This window comes from Pseudoalteromonas sp. JC3, assembly GCF_030291895.1.
Taxonomy (GTDB): Bacteria; Pseudomonadota; Gammaproteobacteria; order Enterobacterales; family Alteromonadaceae; genus Pseudoalteromonas.
In genome coordinates, this window is sequence record NZ_CP127855.1 from 2,109,786 (window position 1) to 2,128,683 (window position 18,898).

At 43.5% G+C, this 18,898-nt stretch carries 14 protein-coding genes; 7 read left to right on the forward strand and 7 right to left on the reverse strand.

Annotated elements, in window-relative coordinates; all coding sequences use genetic code 11:
• Window positions 1-16: 16 nt before the first annotated feature.
• A complete protein-coding gene (locus tag QSH61_RS08785; RefSeq protein WP_206472848.1) occupies window positions 17-1,252 on the reverse strand; it encodes an NAD(P)/FAD-dependent oxidoreductase in 1,236 nt (411 codons plus the stop codon).
• A gap of 228 nt (window positions 1,253-1,480) precedes the next feature.
• On the opposite strand from QSH61_RS08785, the gene QSH61_RS08790 reads away from it, so the two are divergent.
• The 5 genes from QSH61_RS08790 (at window position 1,481) to QSH61_RS08810 (ending at window position 8,889) form a co-directional block, all read left to right on the forward strand.
• Window positions 1,481-2,395 (forward strand): dihydrodipicolinate synthase family protein, encoded by a 915-nt coding sequence (locus QSH61_RS08790; RefSeq protein WP_069019092.1) that lies wholly within the window; start codon window positions 1,481-1,483, stop codon window positions 2,393-2,395.
• Window positions 2,396-2,399: 4 nt separating this feature from the next.
• Entirely contained in the window at window positions 2,400-3,401 is a 1,002-nt protein-coding gene (locus QSH61_RS08795) for a 4-hydroxyproline epimerase (RefSeq protein ID WP_206472850.1), read from the forward strand.
• Window positions 3,402-3,485: 84 nt separating this feature from the next.
• A complete protein-coding gene (locus QSH61_RS08800) occupies window positions 3,486-4,982 on the forward strand; it encodes an aldehyde dehydrogenase (NADP(+)) (protein ID WP_206472852.1) in 1,497 nt (498 codons plus the stop codon).
• A gap of 630 nt (window positions 4,983-5,612) precedes the next feature.
• Entirely contained in the window at window positions 5,613-6,278 is a 666-nt protein-coding gene (locus tag QSH61_RS08805) for a GntR family transcriptional regulator (protein WP_010604660.1), read from the forward strand.
• Window positions 6,279-6,987: 709 nt separating this feature from the next.
• On the forward strand, window positions 6,988-8,889 hold the full coding sequence (locus QSH61_RS08810; RefSeq protein WP_206472854.1) for a propionyl-CoA synthetase: 1,902 nt from the start codon (window positions 6,988-6,990) through the stop codon (window positions 8,887-8,889).
• A 575-nt stretch (window positions 8,890-9,464) separates the two neighbouring features.
• Here QSH61_RS08810 and sbcB read toward each other — a convergent pair.
• Window positions 9,465-10,934 carry an exodeoxyribonuclease I gene (sbcB, locus tag QSH61_RS08815; protein ID WP_206472856.1) on the reverse strand — a complete coding sequence of 490 codons (1,470 nt, stop codon included), beginning with the start codon at window positions 10,932-10,934 and terminating at the stop codon, window positions 9,465-9,467.
• Window positions 10,935-11,192: 258 nt separating this feature from the next.
• Entirely contained in the window at window positions 11,193-12,395 is a 1,203-nt protein-coding gene (locus QSH61_RS08820) for an MFS transporter (protein ID WP_010604664.1), read from the reverse strand.
• Between the two features lie 107 nt (window positions 12,396-12,502).
• Between QSH61_RS08820 and QSH61_RS08825 the strand changes: the two genes are divergently transcribed.
• A complete protein-coding gene (locus QSH61_RS08825) occupies window positions 12,503-13,393 on the forward strand; it encodes a LysR family transcriptional regulator (protein WP_206472858.1) in 891 nt (296 codons plus the stop codon).
• 19 nt (window positions 13,394-13,412) lie between these two features.
• Here QSH61_RS08825 and QSH61_RS08830 read toward each other — a convergent pair whose 3' ends face one another.
• Entirely contained in the window at window positions 13,413-13,844 is a 432-nt protein-coding gene (locus QSH61_RS08830) for a MarR family winged helix-turn-helix transcriptional regulator (protein WP_017217491.1), read from the reverse strand.
• Between the two features lie 188 nt (window positions 13,845-14,032).
• Between QSH61_RS08830 and QSH61_RS08835 the strand changes: the two genes are divergently transcribed.
• A complete protein-coding gene (locus tag QSH61_RS08835) occupies window positions 14,033-14,461 on the forward strand; it encodes an organic hydroperoxide resistance protein (RefSeq protein WP_010604667.1) in 429 nt (142 codons plus the stop codon).
• A gap of 287 nt (window positions 14,462-14,748) precedes the next feature.
• On the opposite strand, the gene QSH61_RS08840 is transcribed toward QSH61_RS08835, so the two are convergent.
• From QSH61_RS08840 to QSH61_RS08850, 3 genes are all read right to left on the reverse strand, one after another.
• The gene (locus QSH61_RS08840) at window positions 14,749-15,192 is read right to left on the reverse strand and encodes a hypothetical protein (RefSeq protein ID WP_010604668.1); all 444 of its coding nucleotides are present in this window, start codon (window positions 15,190-15,192) and stop codon (window positions 14,749-14,751) included.
• Between the two features lie 233 nt (window positions 15,193-15,425).
• A complete protein-coding gene (locus QSH61_RS08845) occupies window positions 15,426-17,576 on the reverse strand; it encodes an ATP-binding protein (protein ID WP_206472860.1) in 2,151 nt (716 codons plus the stop codon).
• Window positions 17,551-18,738, reverse strand: a complete 1,188-nt coding sequence (locus QSH61_RS08850) for a sugar ABC transporter substrate-binding protein (protein WP_010604670.1) — start codon at window positions 18,736-18,738, stop codon at window positions 17,551-17,553. Before QSH61_RS08850 ends, QSH61_RS08845 begins: the two co-directional genes overlap by 26 nt.
• Window positions 18,739-18,898 lie beyond the last annotated feature (160 nt).

The following is an 18,898-nucleotide window of genomic DNA, read 5'->3' on the forward strand; positions in this document are numbered from 1 at the left end:
TTATTGTGATCCTTAGCTAATTAAATCGAGCAATACTAAAGGGAGTAAGATCGATGTCGTTGGGCTTGTTGTCAATAAGATCTGCGATACATTCACTTGAAATTGCGGCTTGGGTCAGTCCTAAGTGCTGATGACCCAGTGCAAAATAAAGGTTGTGATGATTTGGCGCTTGTCCGATGACAGGTAAATAATCTGGGAGTGAGGGACGGCAGCCAACCCAAAGCGCCTCACTGTGTTGTGGCAGAGTTTGCCTTAATAGAATGCTTGCGTGATGTAATAATGCACGAGCACGGCTGTAGTTGGGTTTACTATCCAGTGTGGCAAATTCTACCGTTCCGGCCAGTCGCAAACCTTGTGACATGGGCGTCATGATAAACCCTCGTTCACTTGATGCGACAGGTCTTGTAAGCGTATTATTCACTGCTAACATGTTGTGATAACCGCGTTCGGCAATCATGGGCAGTGAGTAACCTAAAGACGCACAGAGTGTTTTACTTGCCGCTCCTGTTGCTACAACTACTTTGTTAAAGGTCATCTTGTGGCTTTTGGAGTGAAGTGTATAGCCATGCTCTGTGTGGATAATATTGTCGATTGAGGCTTGCTTGAATGCTCCCCCTAGCTGCATAAACTGCTCATATATAGTCAAACAAAGGGCGTAGGGATCTGTGCTATGCGCGACTTTATCAAAATACAGTGCTGAGGTAATGGTACTTGATAGGCTCGGCTCCATTTCTCGGGCTTGATCACCTGTAAGTAAGCTCACTGAGATGTCTTGTTCGGTGTATTTGTTATAGCTTTTACGGGCAGAGCTTTCGTCACCTTCAAATACCAGTAAACTGCCGTTGCTAGATATAAGTGTATGATACTTATCACCAAGTAAACGCTGATATGCGGGTAGTGCGCGTTCATTTAAACTTCTAAGTGCGATTGTACCTTTGTGGAAACAGCTGCTTTTCATTTGCTTTAAGAATCGTACAAACCAAGGAATATTTTTGAGCAAAGAGGTGGTCTCAATTCGCAAAGGCCCCACCGGATTGACTAACATGCCAGGCACTTTTGTTAGTAAAGCTGCGTCTGCCATAGGGAATACCTGCTCTGTGGCAAAATGCCCTGCATTACCCTTGGAGCATCCCTCTGCAGGCTGATTTCTATCGAGCAAGGTAACAGCGTGGCCTCGTCGAGCTAATTGCAGCGCGGTGGTTATTCCAATGATCCCTGCACCGATCACTGCAATTTTATTATTACTTTCCACAATTTACCTCTCCATCCTAAATTGTATTTCCACATAGACATCAATCAGGCCTTGTCTAAATACCAAAAAGAAAAAATTTACCACTTATAAATCATAAGATTACAGACGTTTAAGTCAGTCAATTGAGCTAATGGTTAAAAAATCTCTCTTTTGAATATTGATTATTGTATACAATATACCTATGATGGCAAGCACAATAACTAAACAACCTAATGAAAGGCGAGAACCATGAACGTAAATTGGCAGGGTGTATATCCAGCAGTAACCACTCAATTCCATGATGACGAAAGCATCAACTTTGATACCACCAAAGAGATGATAGATAACCTGATTAACGAAGGGGTTCATGGCATCATAGTATTAGGCACCGTTGGTGAAAACTGCTCACTCACGGCTGACGAGAAACGCCAAGTTTTAAAAGCGGCGACAGAAGTGGTAGGTGATAGAGTGCCACTACTTAGTGGTGTGGCTGAGACCACAACTGCACTGGCTGTCGAGTTTGCCAAAGATGCAGAAGCGCTTGGAATAGATGGACTGATGGTGTTGCCGGGGATGGTCTACCGCTCAACCGAGCGTGAAGCTATTCATCATTACCAACAGGTAGCGCGAAGCACGGCATTACCTATTATGATTTATAACAATCCGGTGACCTACGGTGTCGACGTGTCTATTGAAGGTATGAAAACCTTAGCTGAAGAGTCCAATATTGTTTCAGTAAAAGAAGCAACGGAAGATACCCGTCGTATTAGCGAACTGTTTAGCGCATTTGGCGATCGTTACGTTGTATTTGGTGGTGTTGATGATATCGCACTGGAAAGCCTGATGCTTGGCGCGACGGGTTGGATCTCGGGATTGACCAATGTATTCCCACGCGAGTCAGTGGCTATTTATAAACTTGCTGAACAAGGTCGCTATGAAGAAGCGCGCGCGCTGTGGCGTTGGTTTTTACCTTTGCTACGCTTAGATACTATTCCGACACTGGTGCAGTGCATCAAATATGCAGAACATTTGGCTGGACGCGGTAGTGAAGTGACTCGTTCTCCAAGATTGCCACTCACCCAAGAGCAAAAGGCTTACGTGAGTCGTTTGTACGATGAAGCGATGGCAAATCGAATTGACTTAAGCCAATATAACTTGGACTAAGCGTATGATTTTAGGCACCTACTATTGTATAGATGGCCACACCTGTGGCAATCCCGTGCGCTTGGTCACGAGTGGTCATCCACCGCTTTTGGGCGAGAGCATGAGTGAAAAGCGCCAACATTTTTTACGCGACTACGATTGGATAAGGCGCGCACTGATGTTTGAGCCCAGGGGCCATGACATGATGTCGGGTGCCTTTTTATATCCACCGACCACTGCTGATGGGGATGTGGCAATCCTATTTATCGAAACTTCTGGGTGCTTGCCGATGTGTGGGCACGGCACTATCGGGACAGTCACTTTTGGCCTTGAAAGCGGCCTTATAACTCCAAAGGAACAGGGGGTACTCAAGCTTGACACCCCTGCGGGGCGCGTGAATGCCTATTATGAGATGAAGGCAGATAAAGTGACTTGGGTAAAGCTCTACAATGTGCCGGCATTTTTGGCGTACCAAGCGGTGCCTGTCCATGTTGATGGGCTAGGGGAGCTCATCGTTGATATTGCCTACGGCGGTAACTTTTACATTATTGTTGAGCCTCAAAGTCTATTTGCTGGTGTGGATCAAAGCTGCGCTGCTAAATTATTGGCATGGAGCCCCAAAGTGCGCGCGGCAGTTAACGCGCAAATAAATCCAATTCATCCCGAAGATTCTTTTGTATGTGGCGCCTCCCATGTGTTATGGACAGGCAAGCCACAACATCCAGATAGTCATGCTGCAAACGCGGTATTTTATGGCGATAAAGCGATTGATAGATCGCCTTGTGGCACCGGCACAAGTGCACGCATGGCACAGCTGTTTGCAAAAGGACTGCTAAAAGATGGCGACACTTTTGTTCACGAGAGCATCATAGGCAGCCAATTTATCGGTAAGGTCGAAGGCACAACTGAAGTTGCGGGAAAAGCCGCAATTCTGCCAAGTATTCAAGGTTGGGCACGTCAAACGGGGAGTAATTGTATCACTGTGGATGACGAAGATCCGTATGCATTTGGTTTTCAGGTGCTCTAGGGCCTGTTGACCTTTGCTGCAAAAACAAACTTGAAAGATCAACAGGCCCTAGCCATTAAGGTTGAAAGAAAACAGGAGCTAACAATGAATTTATCAGGAAAGAGCTACATTAACGGTGCGTGGCAGGCCGCACAAACTGCAACAACGTTTTACGCGTTTTGCCCAGCAACCAATGAGCCGCTGACGCAAGCATTTTTTAACGCTAGTGAAGTACAAGTAGAGGAAGCTGTTAATGCGGCAGAGCAGGCTTTTAAGGCTTATCGTAAAACGTCGATGACTGCTCGAGCAGAGTTTTTAGAAACCATAGCCCAAGAAATTCTTGCCTTAGGTGATGGGCTAATAACCACAACAATGGCAGAAACTAACCTGCCAAGGGCAAGACTCGAGGGCGAGCGTGGCCGCACGGTAAACCAATTAAACGCATTTGCTACAGCGCTGAGAGATAACCTAGCTGAGCTTTGCCTTGCTAAGGAAGAGCAAGCGGACCCAAATCGCACGCCGCTGCCTAAGCCAAAAACACAGCTTAAGCATATTCCTATTGGCGTTGTTGCGGTGTTTGGTGCATCAAACTTCCCTTACGCTTTCTCAACGCTTGGAGGCGATACCGCAGCTGCGTTAGCCGCTGGTTGCCCCGTGGTGTATAAAGGTCACCCAGCACATCCGGCAACGTGTGAGCTAATGACCAAGGCCATTGCTGCAGCAATAAGCAAATGTGATATGCCAAGCGGGGTGTTTTCAATGCTGCAAGCGAAAGCGTACGATGTCGCGCATTGGCTGGTTAAAGCTGAGCCTATCAAAGCGGTTGGATTTACGGGCTCCTTTGGCGTCGCAAAAGCATTGCAGGGCACTATAGCGAAGCGCCATGAACCTATCCCGCTTTACGGTGAGCTTGGCAGCGTAAACCCGCAAATTGTCTTACCTGAAAAAATACAGTCGCAAGGCGCAGAGCTTGGTGCACAATTTGTCCAGTCTTTACTTATGGGCAATGGTCAATTTTGTACTAGCCCCGGTATTTGGTTGGTGCCAAGCAATCATTCACAAACATTTATCGAGACAGCTAAGCAAAATATTAGCGCAGCACCTTCCGATACCTTATTAACCCCTGGCATTTTAAAAGCTTATCAAAACAGCACTGCGGCGCTAAAAGCACACCCTCAAGTAACGTTGTTGAGCGCTGGTGAGCAAGCACAGCCGTTTCACGCCAACGCGCACTTGTTTTCAACGGATAGCAAAAGTTTTGTATCTGACGAGAGGCTTAAAGAAGAAGTCTTTGGGCCAAGTGCTTTAGTGGTGAGCTATGACGACTTAGCGCAGCTTGAGGACTTAATCGCAGACTTAGATGGGCAGCTCACCGCCAGTATTCATGGCACTGATTCTGACTTACATCAAGCCGAAGACATCATAGAGGCGTTACAATACCGCGTAGGTCGATTGATTTATGGGCAAATGCCAACGGGCGTTGAAGTGTGTGCCACCATGAACCATGGCGGGCCGTTCCCGTCATCAACTGATGTACGTTCAACGTCGGTAGGGTTAGAAGCGCTAAAACGATTCGTAAGACCAATTTGTATACAAAGTTAAGCAAACCAAGCCCATAGCATTGCTATGGGCTTTTCTAATGTATTGAACTTAAGGTGGTTTTAGTGCTTATGGCGAGGTTGCATCGTAGGTAGATACTTAGGAGGTTTTCGCTTGAGCAGATATGTGTAGAGTGATAAGTTACCGCTTTTCATAACAATAATCGGAAAAGTGATAGCATTCATGGTTTATAAAAACACAGATAAAAAGCCTAATTCACTAATTAACTCAAACAAGCACAAGTTCAAACTAGCGCTGGCTTTAGGAGTCATAGCGCTAGTCGGTACGGTTATATTTTTTGCCCTGACCAGTAATTTTATGGCGGTTGACAATTGTTTAGATGCTGGGGGAAGCTTCGATTACGCACTAGAGACTTGTGTTCATTCATAAAGTCACCGTTATATGTGTCGCTCCTCATACAATGTTAACCGGTGCGATTTAATAACGAGGAACAAATATGTCTCTTCATCTACGAGTAAACTATAAAACGAAACTCAGTACAATAAACATAAATCTAGGTTTGCTCAGCTGTTGGTAACTCAACACTTGACTCTGTAATTAATTAAGACAAACATGCAATTTGAACTCAGATGCGTTTATAATGAGTTCATAAAACAATAATTACTAAATACTATGGCGATTGTACATAAAACTCGAACTCAATTAGTTGCTGAAGCAATTCGTGAAAAAATCCTCACAGGCGAAATCAAAGCGGGCGAGCCGCTGAGGCAAGCCGCGCTGGCAGATGAGTTAAATGTAAGTCGTATTCCCGTTAGAGAAGCACTGCTGCAACTAGAAGCCGAAGGCTTAGTTAACTTTGAAGCGCACAAAGGCGCGACGGTCACACGTTTAAGCGCTGAGCAAATCGACGAAATTTTTGACCTACGCGCATTGTTGGAAGCCGAGCTTTTATGCCATTCAATCGATAAGTTAACGGCGCGCGACTTGCTAGAAGCTGAAGCCATCTTAGCCGAGCTTGAAGAAGCAATGGCTGCTGGCGATACACAACTGGCAACTGGCAAGCTTAACGCCGAATTTCACAGCAAACTCTACAGCAAAGCACAGCGCCCACAGACTCGTGAGCTGGTGGATGTGTACAGTAAAAATTCCGAGCGTTATGTGCGCATGCATATCCTACTTGCAGGTGGCATTAAAACCGCACCAGATGAACACCGCCAGCTATTGGAACTGTGCCGCGATAAAAATACCAAAGGGGCATGTGACTTTTTGAAAAAACATATTACTGGCGCAAAAGATGATATCAAAGCGCTGCTGCTAAAGCTTGAAAGCGAGCAGTAGGTAAACTTGGTGGGGTAGGCTTCGGCGGATCTCTGAACAATCGTCACGTATATTTCAATGGCGGCTCGATTGTTCAGGGTGCTGTGATTATATTTGCTTGCAAGAGCAAGTGCTCATTTAAGGTTATCTTTTAACTTATGCTAACTCTTTTGAGTAAAGGCGGCACATACTGCAACTCCAAGGCTACACCCAAAAGCCGCACCTATTGCCACACTAAAAGCTAGTATGTTAAACGCTACGCCAACCATAACACCTATTGTAGTTCCAATAACTGCGCCAACTGCAATACTTTTTCCAAGAAACTGATTGTTTAGCTTTTTAGGGGGAGACATAGAAATAATCCTTTATTTTTTTTATAACTTTGAGCGTGCAGAGCAAACTAACAGTAAACAGTAACACCTGCAATCGCCTCATTCTGCTTCATATTAGTACCAGATCAAACATCCACCAACTTTCTTTGTTAAAAAGTAGGGCAATTTATTCGTAGCGAGTAGATGACTCCCAAAGGCACTTTCTTAACTCTAAAAGAAAGTAAGCTTAACTTTGGAAATGTACATTAGCTAAGCTATTGTATCCCCCATACAAACCATAATCGTATCTAACGCCCCCAACCTTGATCTATATCATCCTCGCAAGACTAAAGTCTCATCAAAACTTGGCGATTTTTTATCTATCTTTACTAAGTTCCAGCGAAACTGAGTAACTTAATATGACAACAACAAGCTATCAACAGGCATACCACACATTTTCCCAAGACCCAGAGGCGTTTTGGCTTAAAGAAGCGACACGGCTTGATTGGCACACGCCACCAAAAATCGGACATAGCCAAGACCAAGAGGGGTTGAGTCATTGGTTTAGCGATGGTTTGATGAATACCAGTTATGTGGCACTCGACCATCATGTACACCAAGGGAGAGGAGAGCAAACAGCATTAATTTATGACTCGCCGGTGACGAATACCAAACGCAAAATTAGCTATCGCGAGTTGCTCTCTCAAGTGAGCCATTTTGCGGCAGGCTTAAATCAGCTTGATGTGAGCGTAGGGGATAGGGTCGTAATTTATATGCCCATGGTGCCTGAGGCGGTCGTTGCTATGCTTGCTTGCGCGCGCGTGGGTGCTATTCATTCAGTGGTGTTTGGCGGTTTTGCGCCCCATGAGCTTGCGGTGAGAATAGATGATGCTAAACCAAAGCTAGTGATCAGTGCTTCTTGCGGAATTGAAATAGGCCGCACTATTGAATACAAGCCTATGCTGGATGAGGCTTTGTCGCTGGCAAAGCATCAAGTTGAACATTGCATTGTGTTACAGCGTGAAGCATACCAAGCGCAGATGTCATCGCCAAGAGACTTAGACTGGGCGGTGGTGGCAAACACGCCAGAATCCTTTGATGCCGTGCCGTTACCAAGCACGCATCCGCTTTATATTTTGTATACCTCTGGCACCACAGGTACACCCAAAGGTGTAGTGCGAGAGCAGGGCGGTCATGCTGTGGCATTAAACTACAGTATGAAAACCGTTTACGGCATGGCGCCCGGCGAAGTATTTTGGGCAGCATCTGACATTGGTTGGGTTGTGGGACATTCTTATATTGTTTATGGCCCACTGATTTATGGTTGCACTAGCGTATTATACGAAGGTAAACCGATTAAAACCCCAGATCCAGGTGCGTTTTGGCGAGTGGTAGAAGAATACCAAGTGGCTGCACTTTTTAGTGCACCTACGGCATTTCGTGCCATTAAAAAAGAAGATCCGAGCGCTGCGCTCTTGGCTAACTACAACACCAGCAGTCTAAAAGCGCTATTTTTAGCTGGTGAACGACTTGACCCTGCTACCTACGACTGGCTACAGTCCACCACAAAGCTGCCGGTAATTGACCACTGGTGGCAAACCGAAACGGGTTGGGCAATTGCATCTAACCCAGTTGGAATTGAATTGATGCCAACAAAGGCGGGCAGTGCCACTGTTCCCACACCGGGCTATCAAGTCGAGATCCTTGATGTGGACGGCAGTCCTTGCGAGGCCAATCAACAAGGTGTTGTTGCGGTGAAATTACCACTCCCTCCCGGTTGTTTAACCACTATTTGGAATAACACGGCGCGCTTTAAAGGCAGTTACTTATCACAATACCCCGGCTATTACCTCTCTGGCGATGGCGGGTATTTTGATGAAGACGGCTACCTGTTTATTATGGGCCGCACCGATGACGTAATAAACGTAGCCGGGCATAGACTGTCAACCGGTGAAATGGAAGAGATCGTCGCAGGCCACAATGCAATTGCAGAATGCGCTGTGTTTGCCGGTAAAGACGAGCTAAAAGGCCAAGTGCCTATTGCCATGGTGGTACTGAAAGATGGCGTAAACACCACAGAAACAGCCATTGCAGAGGAAATCAGAAGCCTGATCCGCGAAAAAATTGGGGCGATTGCCTGTCTTAAAACCATTAAAGTGGTTGAGCGTTTACCCAAAACCCGTTCAGGTAAAATACTCAGAAAGAACCTACGCCAGCTGGTGGACGGTGAAGACATCATCGTGCCATCTACCATTGACGACCCCGTCATTATTGAAGAGTTACAGCTAATGTGGAATACATGCCAACACCATAATAGATGAGAGAATTATACCAATTGGCCTTAATACTTGCTCAATTTGAAGAAGCAAACCTGACGCTAACGGTGTTAAAGCTTTCTTATTTAGAACACTAAATAACCTGAGCTTCGGATAATTAATGCCTTTCTAGCAGCCTGTTTTAGCGCTAACTGCGTTAAATTCACTTCCAATAGCCCAGCTATTGGGCCGTAAATTTGCCTTGCCTACAAGGATGTAGGTACCAGTGCGGTAGCAGGACGCGAGATCGGAGTTATCCCCCAAAACTCTCTGGCTAGGTAAGAAGATAGTTTAAGGTGATTAAAAAAACAGTGAGTCAGTTCATTCCTTATCCAAACCTCAGGTTAAATAGGATTTTTTCCTGATTATCGACAAGATTTTTTCGCCTCAAAATAGGTAGCTTAATTAAGCGAATTGGTATTAATGCAATATAAACTCTTCATTGCTTAGAGAGGTTATTTCAACACAAGCAGAACGAATATTTTGCCAATGCAAATTATATTAGTAAGCCGCACTGCTGTTTATCGACGAAGTCAGCATTTCATATTAGCGCCAAGCGGTGCGGGCTATTACGGCATTAACTACAAACTTTGAGCGTAATGATAAAGCGCTTTTAAGATCTGCATATTGTGCTCATTACCTTCATTCTCTGCGACTAAATTTTCAAGCTCTAGCATAAAATCTTCGGCTGAAATTGAAGGGTTATCTTCATTATGCATCAACTTGTTTTGGCAGTATTTACACCATTTATCAAGCTCTACAGGTGAGAGCGTCTGCGGCCAGTTTCTTGCTCGATAGCGAAACAGCAACGTGTTAAATTTACTGTCTTCAAAATCCAGTTTAATGGTTGCCAACTCTTCAGGCGATGCATTGCGAATGATTGCAAATTTGGCTTTATCAGCCTTACTGGTGAAACCGTCGTAGAGTTGATAATCTGGATTACTTGGTTTCTCGAATCCCTTTTCATCGCTAAAGACTTCCGCAACCTTATCCCTTAGTTCTGGACGCGCTTTAAGATACTTTAAATTTTCAAGGCATTGCTCGCGGTCAATTCCAAGCCTCGCTGCGTTTTCGGGCAAGAGGGTCTTAGCTGGCGCAACCAACGGGCATTTATTGATATGTACTAGTTTTAATCCAACTGGTAGCTCATCATCACCCAATTCGCTGCGTTTTGTATAAAGCCGTTGTTTGAGCGCCTCAACGTCAAGGTCATTCAATACCTCTGGCGACTGTGTTAAGTCAAAGCAGATCACGGCATTGCTATTGACCGGGTGAAAACTCATCGGCGCAATCCAAGTGGTGCAACCTTGTTGTGCCGGAAACATAGAAGAAACGTGCACCAAAGGCTGCATATTGAAAACGTCGATTAGGCTCGATACCGCTTTTTTATGTCTGTGATTAAAGTAGAACTCATACAATTTTGGCTGTTTGGTTTTAATCAGTTTAGCCAGCGCAATCGTTGCGGTAACATCACTCAATGCATCGTGCGCGGCGCCGTGCTCAATGCCATTGGCGACGGTTAAGTGTTCCAGTTTAAAACTCGGATTGCCATCTTCTCTGGTTGGCCATTCTATTCCTTCTGGGCGAAGCGCATAACAGGCTCTTACCAGATCTATGATGTCCCAACGGCTATTGCCATTTTGCCATTCACGCTCATAGGGGTCATAAAAGTTACGATAAAGGCTATAACGGGTTAGCTCATCGTCAAACCGAATACTGTTATATCCAGCAACGCAGGTTTGTGGCTTTGCAAATTCAGCGTGGATCTTTGCCATAAACTCGGCCTCGGTCAGGCCTTTTTTTAGTGCTAACTGTGGTGTGATCCCGGTGACTAAACAGGCTTGAGGATGCGGGAGATAATCAGGCGCTGGTTGACAATACTCAATCAGTGGCTCACCAATAATATTGAGGTCCAGATCCGTTCTGATCCCAGCAAATTGGCTTGGCCTGTCTTTTTGCGGCGTCGCACCCCAACTCTCGTAGTCGTGCCAGAAAATAGTTGGGATGTTCTGGGCATTATTCGGTGTATCTGATTGGTTTGTATTTGTCATAAAGTCAAAAAGTTATTCTACTGTTTTTGTTTGTTTTGGTTAATTATATTTGTCGTGATGGTATGACAACTGTGTATATCATCACGACAAATATGATTAACGATAGGCACGCATTATCGCATAGAGGCGCGCTTAGAGTAAGGCATAACCATGGCGGATTGTCTTATTAAAACAAATCAGAGCGGTAATTGGGGAAGCTACGTCACTTATTGACAATCAAACTGCCCAATTACCTATTGTTCAATCACTAAATCGCGATTAAAAGCGCTTTCTTTGAAAGTTTCTCCACATAGCAACTGTTATAACTATTAATAGAGCTGAAACTACAATCAAGACATTAAAATTAAGTGTGTGGTTTTCGCGGGGCGTGACTAGCAAACTTGCAATAGTGCCGCCAGAGGCTATCGCAAAGTGCTGTATCGCATTTTGCAGACTGATAAAGGTACTGCGCTCTTCTGCGTGAAGTGAGGTTATAAGTTCTGTCACTAAGATCATAGAGCGGGTAGCGCTTGCAATCACAAACAGGGTAAAAAGTCCGGCTGCAAAAATAACTGAACTTATCGTAAAACCAAACAAGGCTGCCAATATCATCAAGCCACTAAGAAAGTAAATTAAGTATGAGGTTGTGTGATTGTTTAGCTTACTTCGAGCGTATAGCTGAACCGCAACAAACGAACACACACCACTAAACAAATAGCTCGCGCTTAGCATCGAGCTTGAGATGTTTAAGTTGGTAATTAGCATCACCGGAAATTGAGTTGAAATTGCAAATGTACTTAGCACCACAAAAAATGCGATGAATAGCGCGTATTTAAGGGTTTTGGTCGGGTTAAATGTGTTGCTTGGCATTGGGTTGCTATCGCTGCTTTGCGAAGCTTGCTTTATGTTTGAGAGAAATATAAATGTAAATAATAGCACTGTAATGGCTAAGCCACTTCCCAGTATCATGAACCCCAACTGCCAGCCTTGATTTGCTGTGATAAATAATAGCGCAGGGATCCCAATTGCCAAGGCGAGTGGAAAAGCACTCAACAGTATCGCGGTGTCTTTTTTCTTGTCGTTTTCATGGCTTAGCTGAATCACCAAGTTGAGATTGAGTACTACCAGTGCGCCGCCACCAATACCAGTCAATGCACGTACGAAAAGCAGGGTATAAAAACTCTCGAGTGCTGAAGTAAGCAAGGTTAACAATGTGGTTGCTGACAGAAAAATAAAGACTTTGTATTTCTCCTTTGAGAGGTTGCCTGTACCACGCACACATAAACAAGTGAAAGCAGCGGCAATTGCATAAGCTGAAACGAGTAGTCCTGAATTTGATGGGTTGGTACCTGAGCTTAGCGCCATATCCGCGCTAAAGGGTACAATGATTAATGCATCTAACGCGACTAAAAAGTGGATGACAAAACATAACCCAAATTTTGCTTTTGGGCTTGCTAAGGTGGTCATTGAAGCTGAAAACATAGACATCCTTAATTGATATAAACAAAGAAGCCTTGATTGTATTAGCCTTAATTAGGTAATAAAGTGTCTATTATTGAATTGATAAACCCATATGTTGGGCTAATAAAATGATTGATCAGATTGACCCTCAGTGGCTTAACAGTTTCCACTGTGTTTATGAATGCTTAAGCTTCAAACAAGCGGCAGAGTTTCTGGATATACCAACCTCCAACGTAAGTCGTCATATTGCACTACTTGAAGAAAAGCTTGATGCAAGATTGTTGGAACGAACAACAAGGCGGATCTCAGTGACAGAAGCGGGTGAGCAGCTTTATGTGAGTACAAAGCCGTTAATCGATTCGCTGTCGGATGCGTTGCAAGAAGTAAATAAACATGCCTCTACGCCAATGGGGCATTTGCGTATAGTGATGCCCGACATCCCCATTCTTGGTCAAGCAGTGGTAACCTTTTGCGCTGCACATCCATTAATTTCAATAAGTTGTGATACCAGCCTGAGTCCAAGAGAAAATCTCTTAGATGGCTTTGATGTCGTGCTTTACTTTCATCGTGGCAAGCTTGAGGATAGCAATTGGGTGGTTAAAGAGTTGGCTCGATTACCAAGCGTCGTAGTGGCAGCTCCCAGCTTGCTAGAAAAGCATACTTCGCCGTATAGATTAGCAGATTTACAATCTCTGCCTTGTATTTCAACCGTGACCGCCGTAAACGGTACACCTTGGATATTTACTAACAATGAAAGAAGATTAACGACGGTGAATGTTAAATCAAACTTTAGGGTAAACAGTGGGTTTATAGCTAAGTCTGCCGCGCTTTCAGGGGTTGGGTTTGCTATCTTGCCACTGAACTCCTGTAAAGCAGAAATTGAGTCAGGCGCGCTGGTACCACTTAAATTAGAGCAGCAACCGGAAGACCTTGTACTTTATGCGTTCTATGCTGGCCGTAAACATCTGGCCAAAAAAATATCAGCGTTTTTGGCACATTTAGAACGCGCGCTACAATGACTATCTTTTGATTTCTACTTTAGGCCAAATCACCATTGATCGAATCTAGTAACTCAATAAGTGCTCGTGCTTTTTGCTCGTCGATGCTTGGAAATTTACAGCGGATCTGCTCAGGAATTGTGGCAGCTTGATGTTGCAGATCTTGACCCCTACTTTGTAGTTTTACCACTCGTTTGCGCTTATCTTTTTCGTCTTTAACGATTGAAAGCAGGGCTTTGTCAGTCATTTTCTTTAATATTTGTGTCATAGCACCGCCATCGATGGCGGTTTTCTCTAGTAACTCAGCAATGCTGATTTCATCTTTCTCCCAAAGTGCCATCATCACCACATATTGAGGGTAGGTTAAGTCGAGTTTTTGTAAAGATGCTCGGTAAGCACGGGCAATACCATTGGAAGCCATGTAGAGGCGGTGGCAGATTTGAGCGTCTAGTTTTAATTGTGGGTAGTTCATCACATATTCCTACAAAGTAGCTAAGCTACATTTTAATTTGCACACAAAGTATTTGCAATTCTAAAAAATTGAATCTATTATTTTGCATGCAAAATAAATGTTTAATTGATTTTACTTCATCTAGAGTAAAGCCTCGCTGCGTTAGGGTGTAGGTGAGTACTCTACAAGCACAAACTTAGGAGAACGAAATGAAAGAACTACAAAGTATTGCATATACGGCGAAAGCCACTGCCACAGGTGGCCGAGAAGGTGTGGCAAAGTCTGACGATGGTCGTCTTGATGTTGCGCTTTCGACACCAAAAGGCTTAGGTGGGGATGACGGCCAAGGGACTAATCCGGAGCAATTGTTTGCAGCAGGTTATGCGGCGTGTTTTATTGGCGCATTAAAATTGGTGGCAGGCAAAGCAAAAGTCAAGTTGCCAGAAGACACACATATTAACTCTGAAGTGTCTATAGGGCCAATTGAAGGTGGCTTCGGGATAGCGGTGAAATTGGCGGTATCAGTTGGTGACTTAGACAAAGACACGGCGCAGTCACTCGTTGAAAAAGCTCACGAAGTTTGCCCATATTCAAATGCTACTCGTGGCAACATTGCGGTTGAGCTTTCAGTTATTTAACTAACCTGAGGTTTGGATAAGGAATGAACTAACTAACTGTTTTTTAATCACCTTAAACTATCATCTTACCTAGCCAGAGAGTTTTGAGGATAACACCGCTTCCGCGTCCTGCTCTCGCTAAGGTACCTACTTCCTGTAGGCAAGGCGAATTTACGTACCAATAGCTAGCTATTGGAAGTGAATTCAACGCAGTTAGCGTTAAAACTGGCTGCTAGAAAGGCATTAATTATCCGAAGCTCAGGTTAACTCACTCAAGTGAGACAAAGCCAGCGTATTTTGACGCTGGCTTATATGTTTTCTAAGGAGTCGGTAATTTTAAAGCAATGAATATCGCCGCCTGTTCTAAAATCAATTCGTTTAACTTGCTCAACGATTTCCACCGTATTATAGCCATTGAGTAAACCAAACATTGCCGCTTGTTGGCCTGAGCCGATGGCATAAGATTGCGCTAAGGGTTCAGATTTACAGGTGCCCCTTTTTACACAACCATACCATACGCCTTTTTTGGGGTGGTATTTAATGAATTCCAAACTCTCAATCGTATCAAATTGATTATTTGAAAAATTGTGCTGCAAATTGTGTATATCGCATGTCTGACCAGTGCAAAACACTCTCCAACCATGATAATCAAACCACTTTTGAGCATTATCGGTAACGATGATCTTATCGGTAGTGGTTCTACTATCACAGGCTATTTCTGCTGTTTTAGCGTTATAGACGATGGTTGTCATTCCTTTTGACTCCTATGAAATTACATTCGATGAAACCATGCAACTAGTGCAGGTAAAAATGCTGATGGTATAAAGACTTGAATGCTAATTGAATGTTGCACGAGAAGAAGTTTACCTGAGGTGAATGTCTGCTTTCAGGCTAAGATTATAAGAATTCTACGATGTTATTCAATTGTAACTTAAATGAACTTTATTTAATTATCTAGTCATATAAAATGGGGCGAAATTGACCGTTAACTCAAAATAGTATTTATCACTTCATAAAGCTTTTTCATATCTATCGGTTTTGCGACGCAATTATCAAATCCAAGTTGCTGATAGTTTTCTAAATCTCCCGACATCACGTTGGCTGTAACGGCAATAAGTGGGGTTGTCTTATCTTGTTCTCTGACTTCTGAACATACTTTTAGGCCATCTTTTTTTGGCATCTGAATATCTACAAAAAAGATATCAGGTTTCAATTCGTGATAAAGCTCAATCGCCTCTTCACCATCCTGAGCTATGACAAGATTCGCTTCAGTTGGTTTAATCATGGCGCTAAATATTTTTTGATTAAGTGGATTATCTTCAGCAAGTAGCAGGTTTTTATCCCTCAAAGCGGGTATAGCTTGCAAATCTTGCATGACAGATTGTTCTGGTGCATCGCAGATATCGAGTACGAGTTCAACTGTAAACTCACTGCCAATACCTTCTTTACTTGTCACCGTAACACGGCCGTCCATTAACTCGGCAAGTTGTTTTACAATTGCAAGTCCAAGACCGGTTCCTCCATACTTTCTGGTGGTCGACGAGTCTGCCTGTTGAAATCGATTAAATAACTTCTTTAGCGCGACTTCGGAAATACCGGCGCCCGTATCTATTACACGGATGGAGAGATGTTTACCGCCATCTTGGAGTATAACGGTTACAGAACCGTCACTGGTAAATTTAACGGCATTGGATATTAAATTTCTTAGTATCTGCTTTAAACGCAGCGAATCACCGAGTCGATAAGGATTTGCAAGCTCCTCAGTATGAATAATAAGGTCAATTTGTTTAGCATTGGCAGTATGGACAAACTCTTGTTTTACTTCACTGACAATACTTCTGACATCCACTGTCGCTGATTCCATTTTAAGTTCACCAGCTTCAATTTTAGAGAAATCAAGTAAGTCATTGAGTAAGCTAAGTAATGTTTCTGTGGACGTCATGCCCTGTGCAATAAGCTCTTTGGAATCTGCTGCATTTCTATGGTGCTTCATTAATTGGAATACACCATAAATACCGTTAAGTGGCGTCCTTAATTCATGGCTCATATTTGCCAAAAAGTGACTTTTTGCCCGCTCTGAACTTTGTGCCTTCACTTTTTCACTTTCAAGAGAACCTATTTGCTCCTTAATTTGTTTCGCAAGTTGGTTGAGGGTCACTTGGAGCGTTCTTAGCTCTCTAAATTCAAAATCGCTTGTTGCAGAAACATAATGTCCCTGTTTAAGTCGTTCGCAATGACGCTCAAGTGCGCGCATCGGATTGGTCAAGCGTTTTGCTAATCGGCGTAAATACCAGGTAAGTAATACCACTAGCATCAAGCCGATAAGTACAATGTATAACACCGCGCTTAAAATATCGTTACTGTATACTTCGGCTTCTCGTTGTAGCTGTAAATCAAGTTCAACAAAATCGTCTTTTTGTGAATAAATAGGACTGTGATATACACCTTCAGTGGCATTTGAGGAATGTGTTCCCGCAAGCACAAGGTCTTGACTGGTGATCCAGATAGAGCCTTTTTCCTGATTGGAACCTAAAAATGGTTCAAGATCGACTTCGAGGAATAGTACACCCGTATATTTATAAGGACGCATTAACGACGATAATTTTTGTCTAAGGGGAATGGCGAGAAACAATTTGGCCTGATCAGACGGTTTTTCTTCAATGCTTTTAACTGGGACAACTAGTTTGTCGATTTTTAATGTGCGTCGCTGTTGCGCGAGGACCTTGTGAGCATGCTCGCTAAATACAGAATTGTTCCAACGTAGGGTATTAAAAGGATATCCCTCTACGGTAAACACGGAGCCATCGTTGATAAACGCAGATTTTACCATGTCGGTATTGTCGACTAAGTTGGTTAGCGCCTTAACCGCGTACTGAGTAAACAGTAGATCGCTCGGTAAGGTAGATAAAATATGGTCTTCACTTAATGGTGCAACTTGATAGATAAGCTCATTGATTTGCGCTTTAAAATCGCTGATAAGACTTGCGCCAGTGCGTTTAACGTCTTCTTGCTCTAGGGTTGCTTTTTGTTGCATTAAGGAAAAGCCAACCATCGCAACCAGTACAACCAGGAAGAGAGAGAATAATGCCGTAATTTTTCTTTTTATTTCATCAACGATGCTGCGATTTGCTTTCATTCTGTCCCGACTTTGTGACGATAAATTGCATATATTGCGTCGTTTCTTCGACACTATACACACCACCTAAATAGCGTGTTAGCCCCTTTAACATGGCTTCCCAAATATAGGCCATAATAGGTTCATTCGGTTGTGGATAGGTTTCATGCAGAGATGCGATCAGTTGAGACAGTGCTTTGTCGTCGCGTTTTATAAGCTCAGCTAAGCTGTCACCGTTTGCAGGCAGCGCATTGAGCTCATCCCATAGTTTATCTTGTACCTTCTGGCTTTGCATAAAGTCAACAAGCTGCTTTAGATGCGGACTTTTTTTAGATTCTATGCCATTGGCAGGAAAAGCCAGTACATGAGACGATGCGAGAGACATCAGCTGATAATTACCCCATCTCGGTAAAGGCGCGATGGCTAGGTCGTCTTTAAGCTTGTCTTTAAGTTGACGATATGCCCAAATTCCATTCACAAAATAATCGAGCTTGCCGGTCTTAAAACGATTCATTAAGCATTGGTAAACACAATCAGCGTCTATGATGCCGCTGTTGAGAAGTGATTGATAATTGGAAATTGCGAGGCGCATCGCTTTGGTGTCAAGCTGTGGCACGCCTGCCTGAATGAGATTAGGCTGAAGGGCGTTCGCAAACGTCACAAACCAATACATTTCATAAAAATTCCAGCCGAGCGTAGGTTTGTCTGCAACAGTTTGCTGTGCGTAGGTTTGTAAGTCGGTAATAGGGTGTGGCACAAGTGCACGGTTGTAATAGAGTACAAGATGGTTGCCATACATAATTGGTACGCCCTTAAGCTCACCATTGACCTTACTATTCTCAATGACTTTTTGTGTGAGCTTTTTGCTTAACCAAGACTCTGGCACCTGAGAAAATTGCAGTTCTGACAACCCCATATAATCGCTGGGAATAATCACGGCATCCGGTAACTGTAGGGCATCTGCATACAACAATAACTCGCTTTTCAACTGATTGTTGTTAAAAGCAAGAATATTAACTTTAATACCCGTTTTTGCACTAAACTCTTCAAATAATGGCTGAAAATCAAAGTTTTCAAGTCCTACCGCGACATCTATCTCTGGCGGTTCACTTGCACGGGCATTTACTGGGTTATAAACCAAAAGAAGTAACATGAACACCAAATAGAGCATTTTACGCGGCATATCAATACGCTTCCTTTACGGGCCTAAAAGGCATGTTAATGTTGCTCAGCATTGGGCGTTTCTTATATAAAATTATTCGGATGTGCTTGTTATTGTAGACCAAATTTTTCTGTTTTAAATTATTTTCAGAATGACAAATTCAATTTATTAGACAATTCAA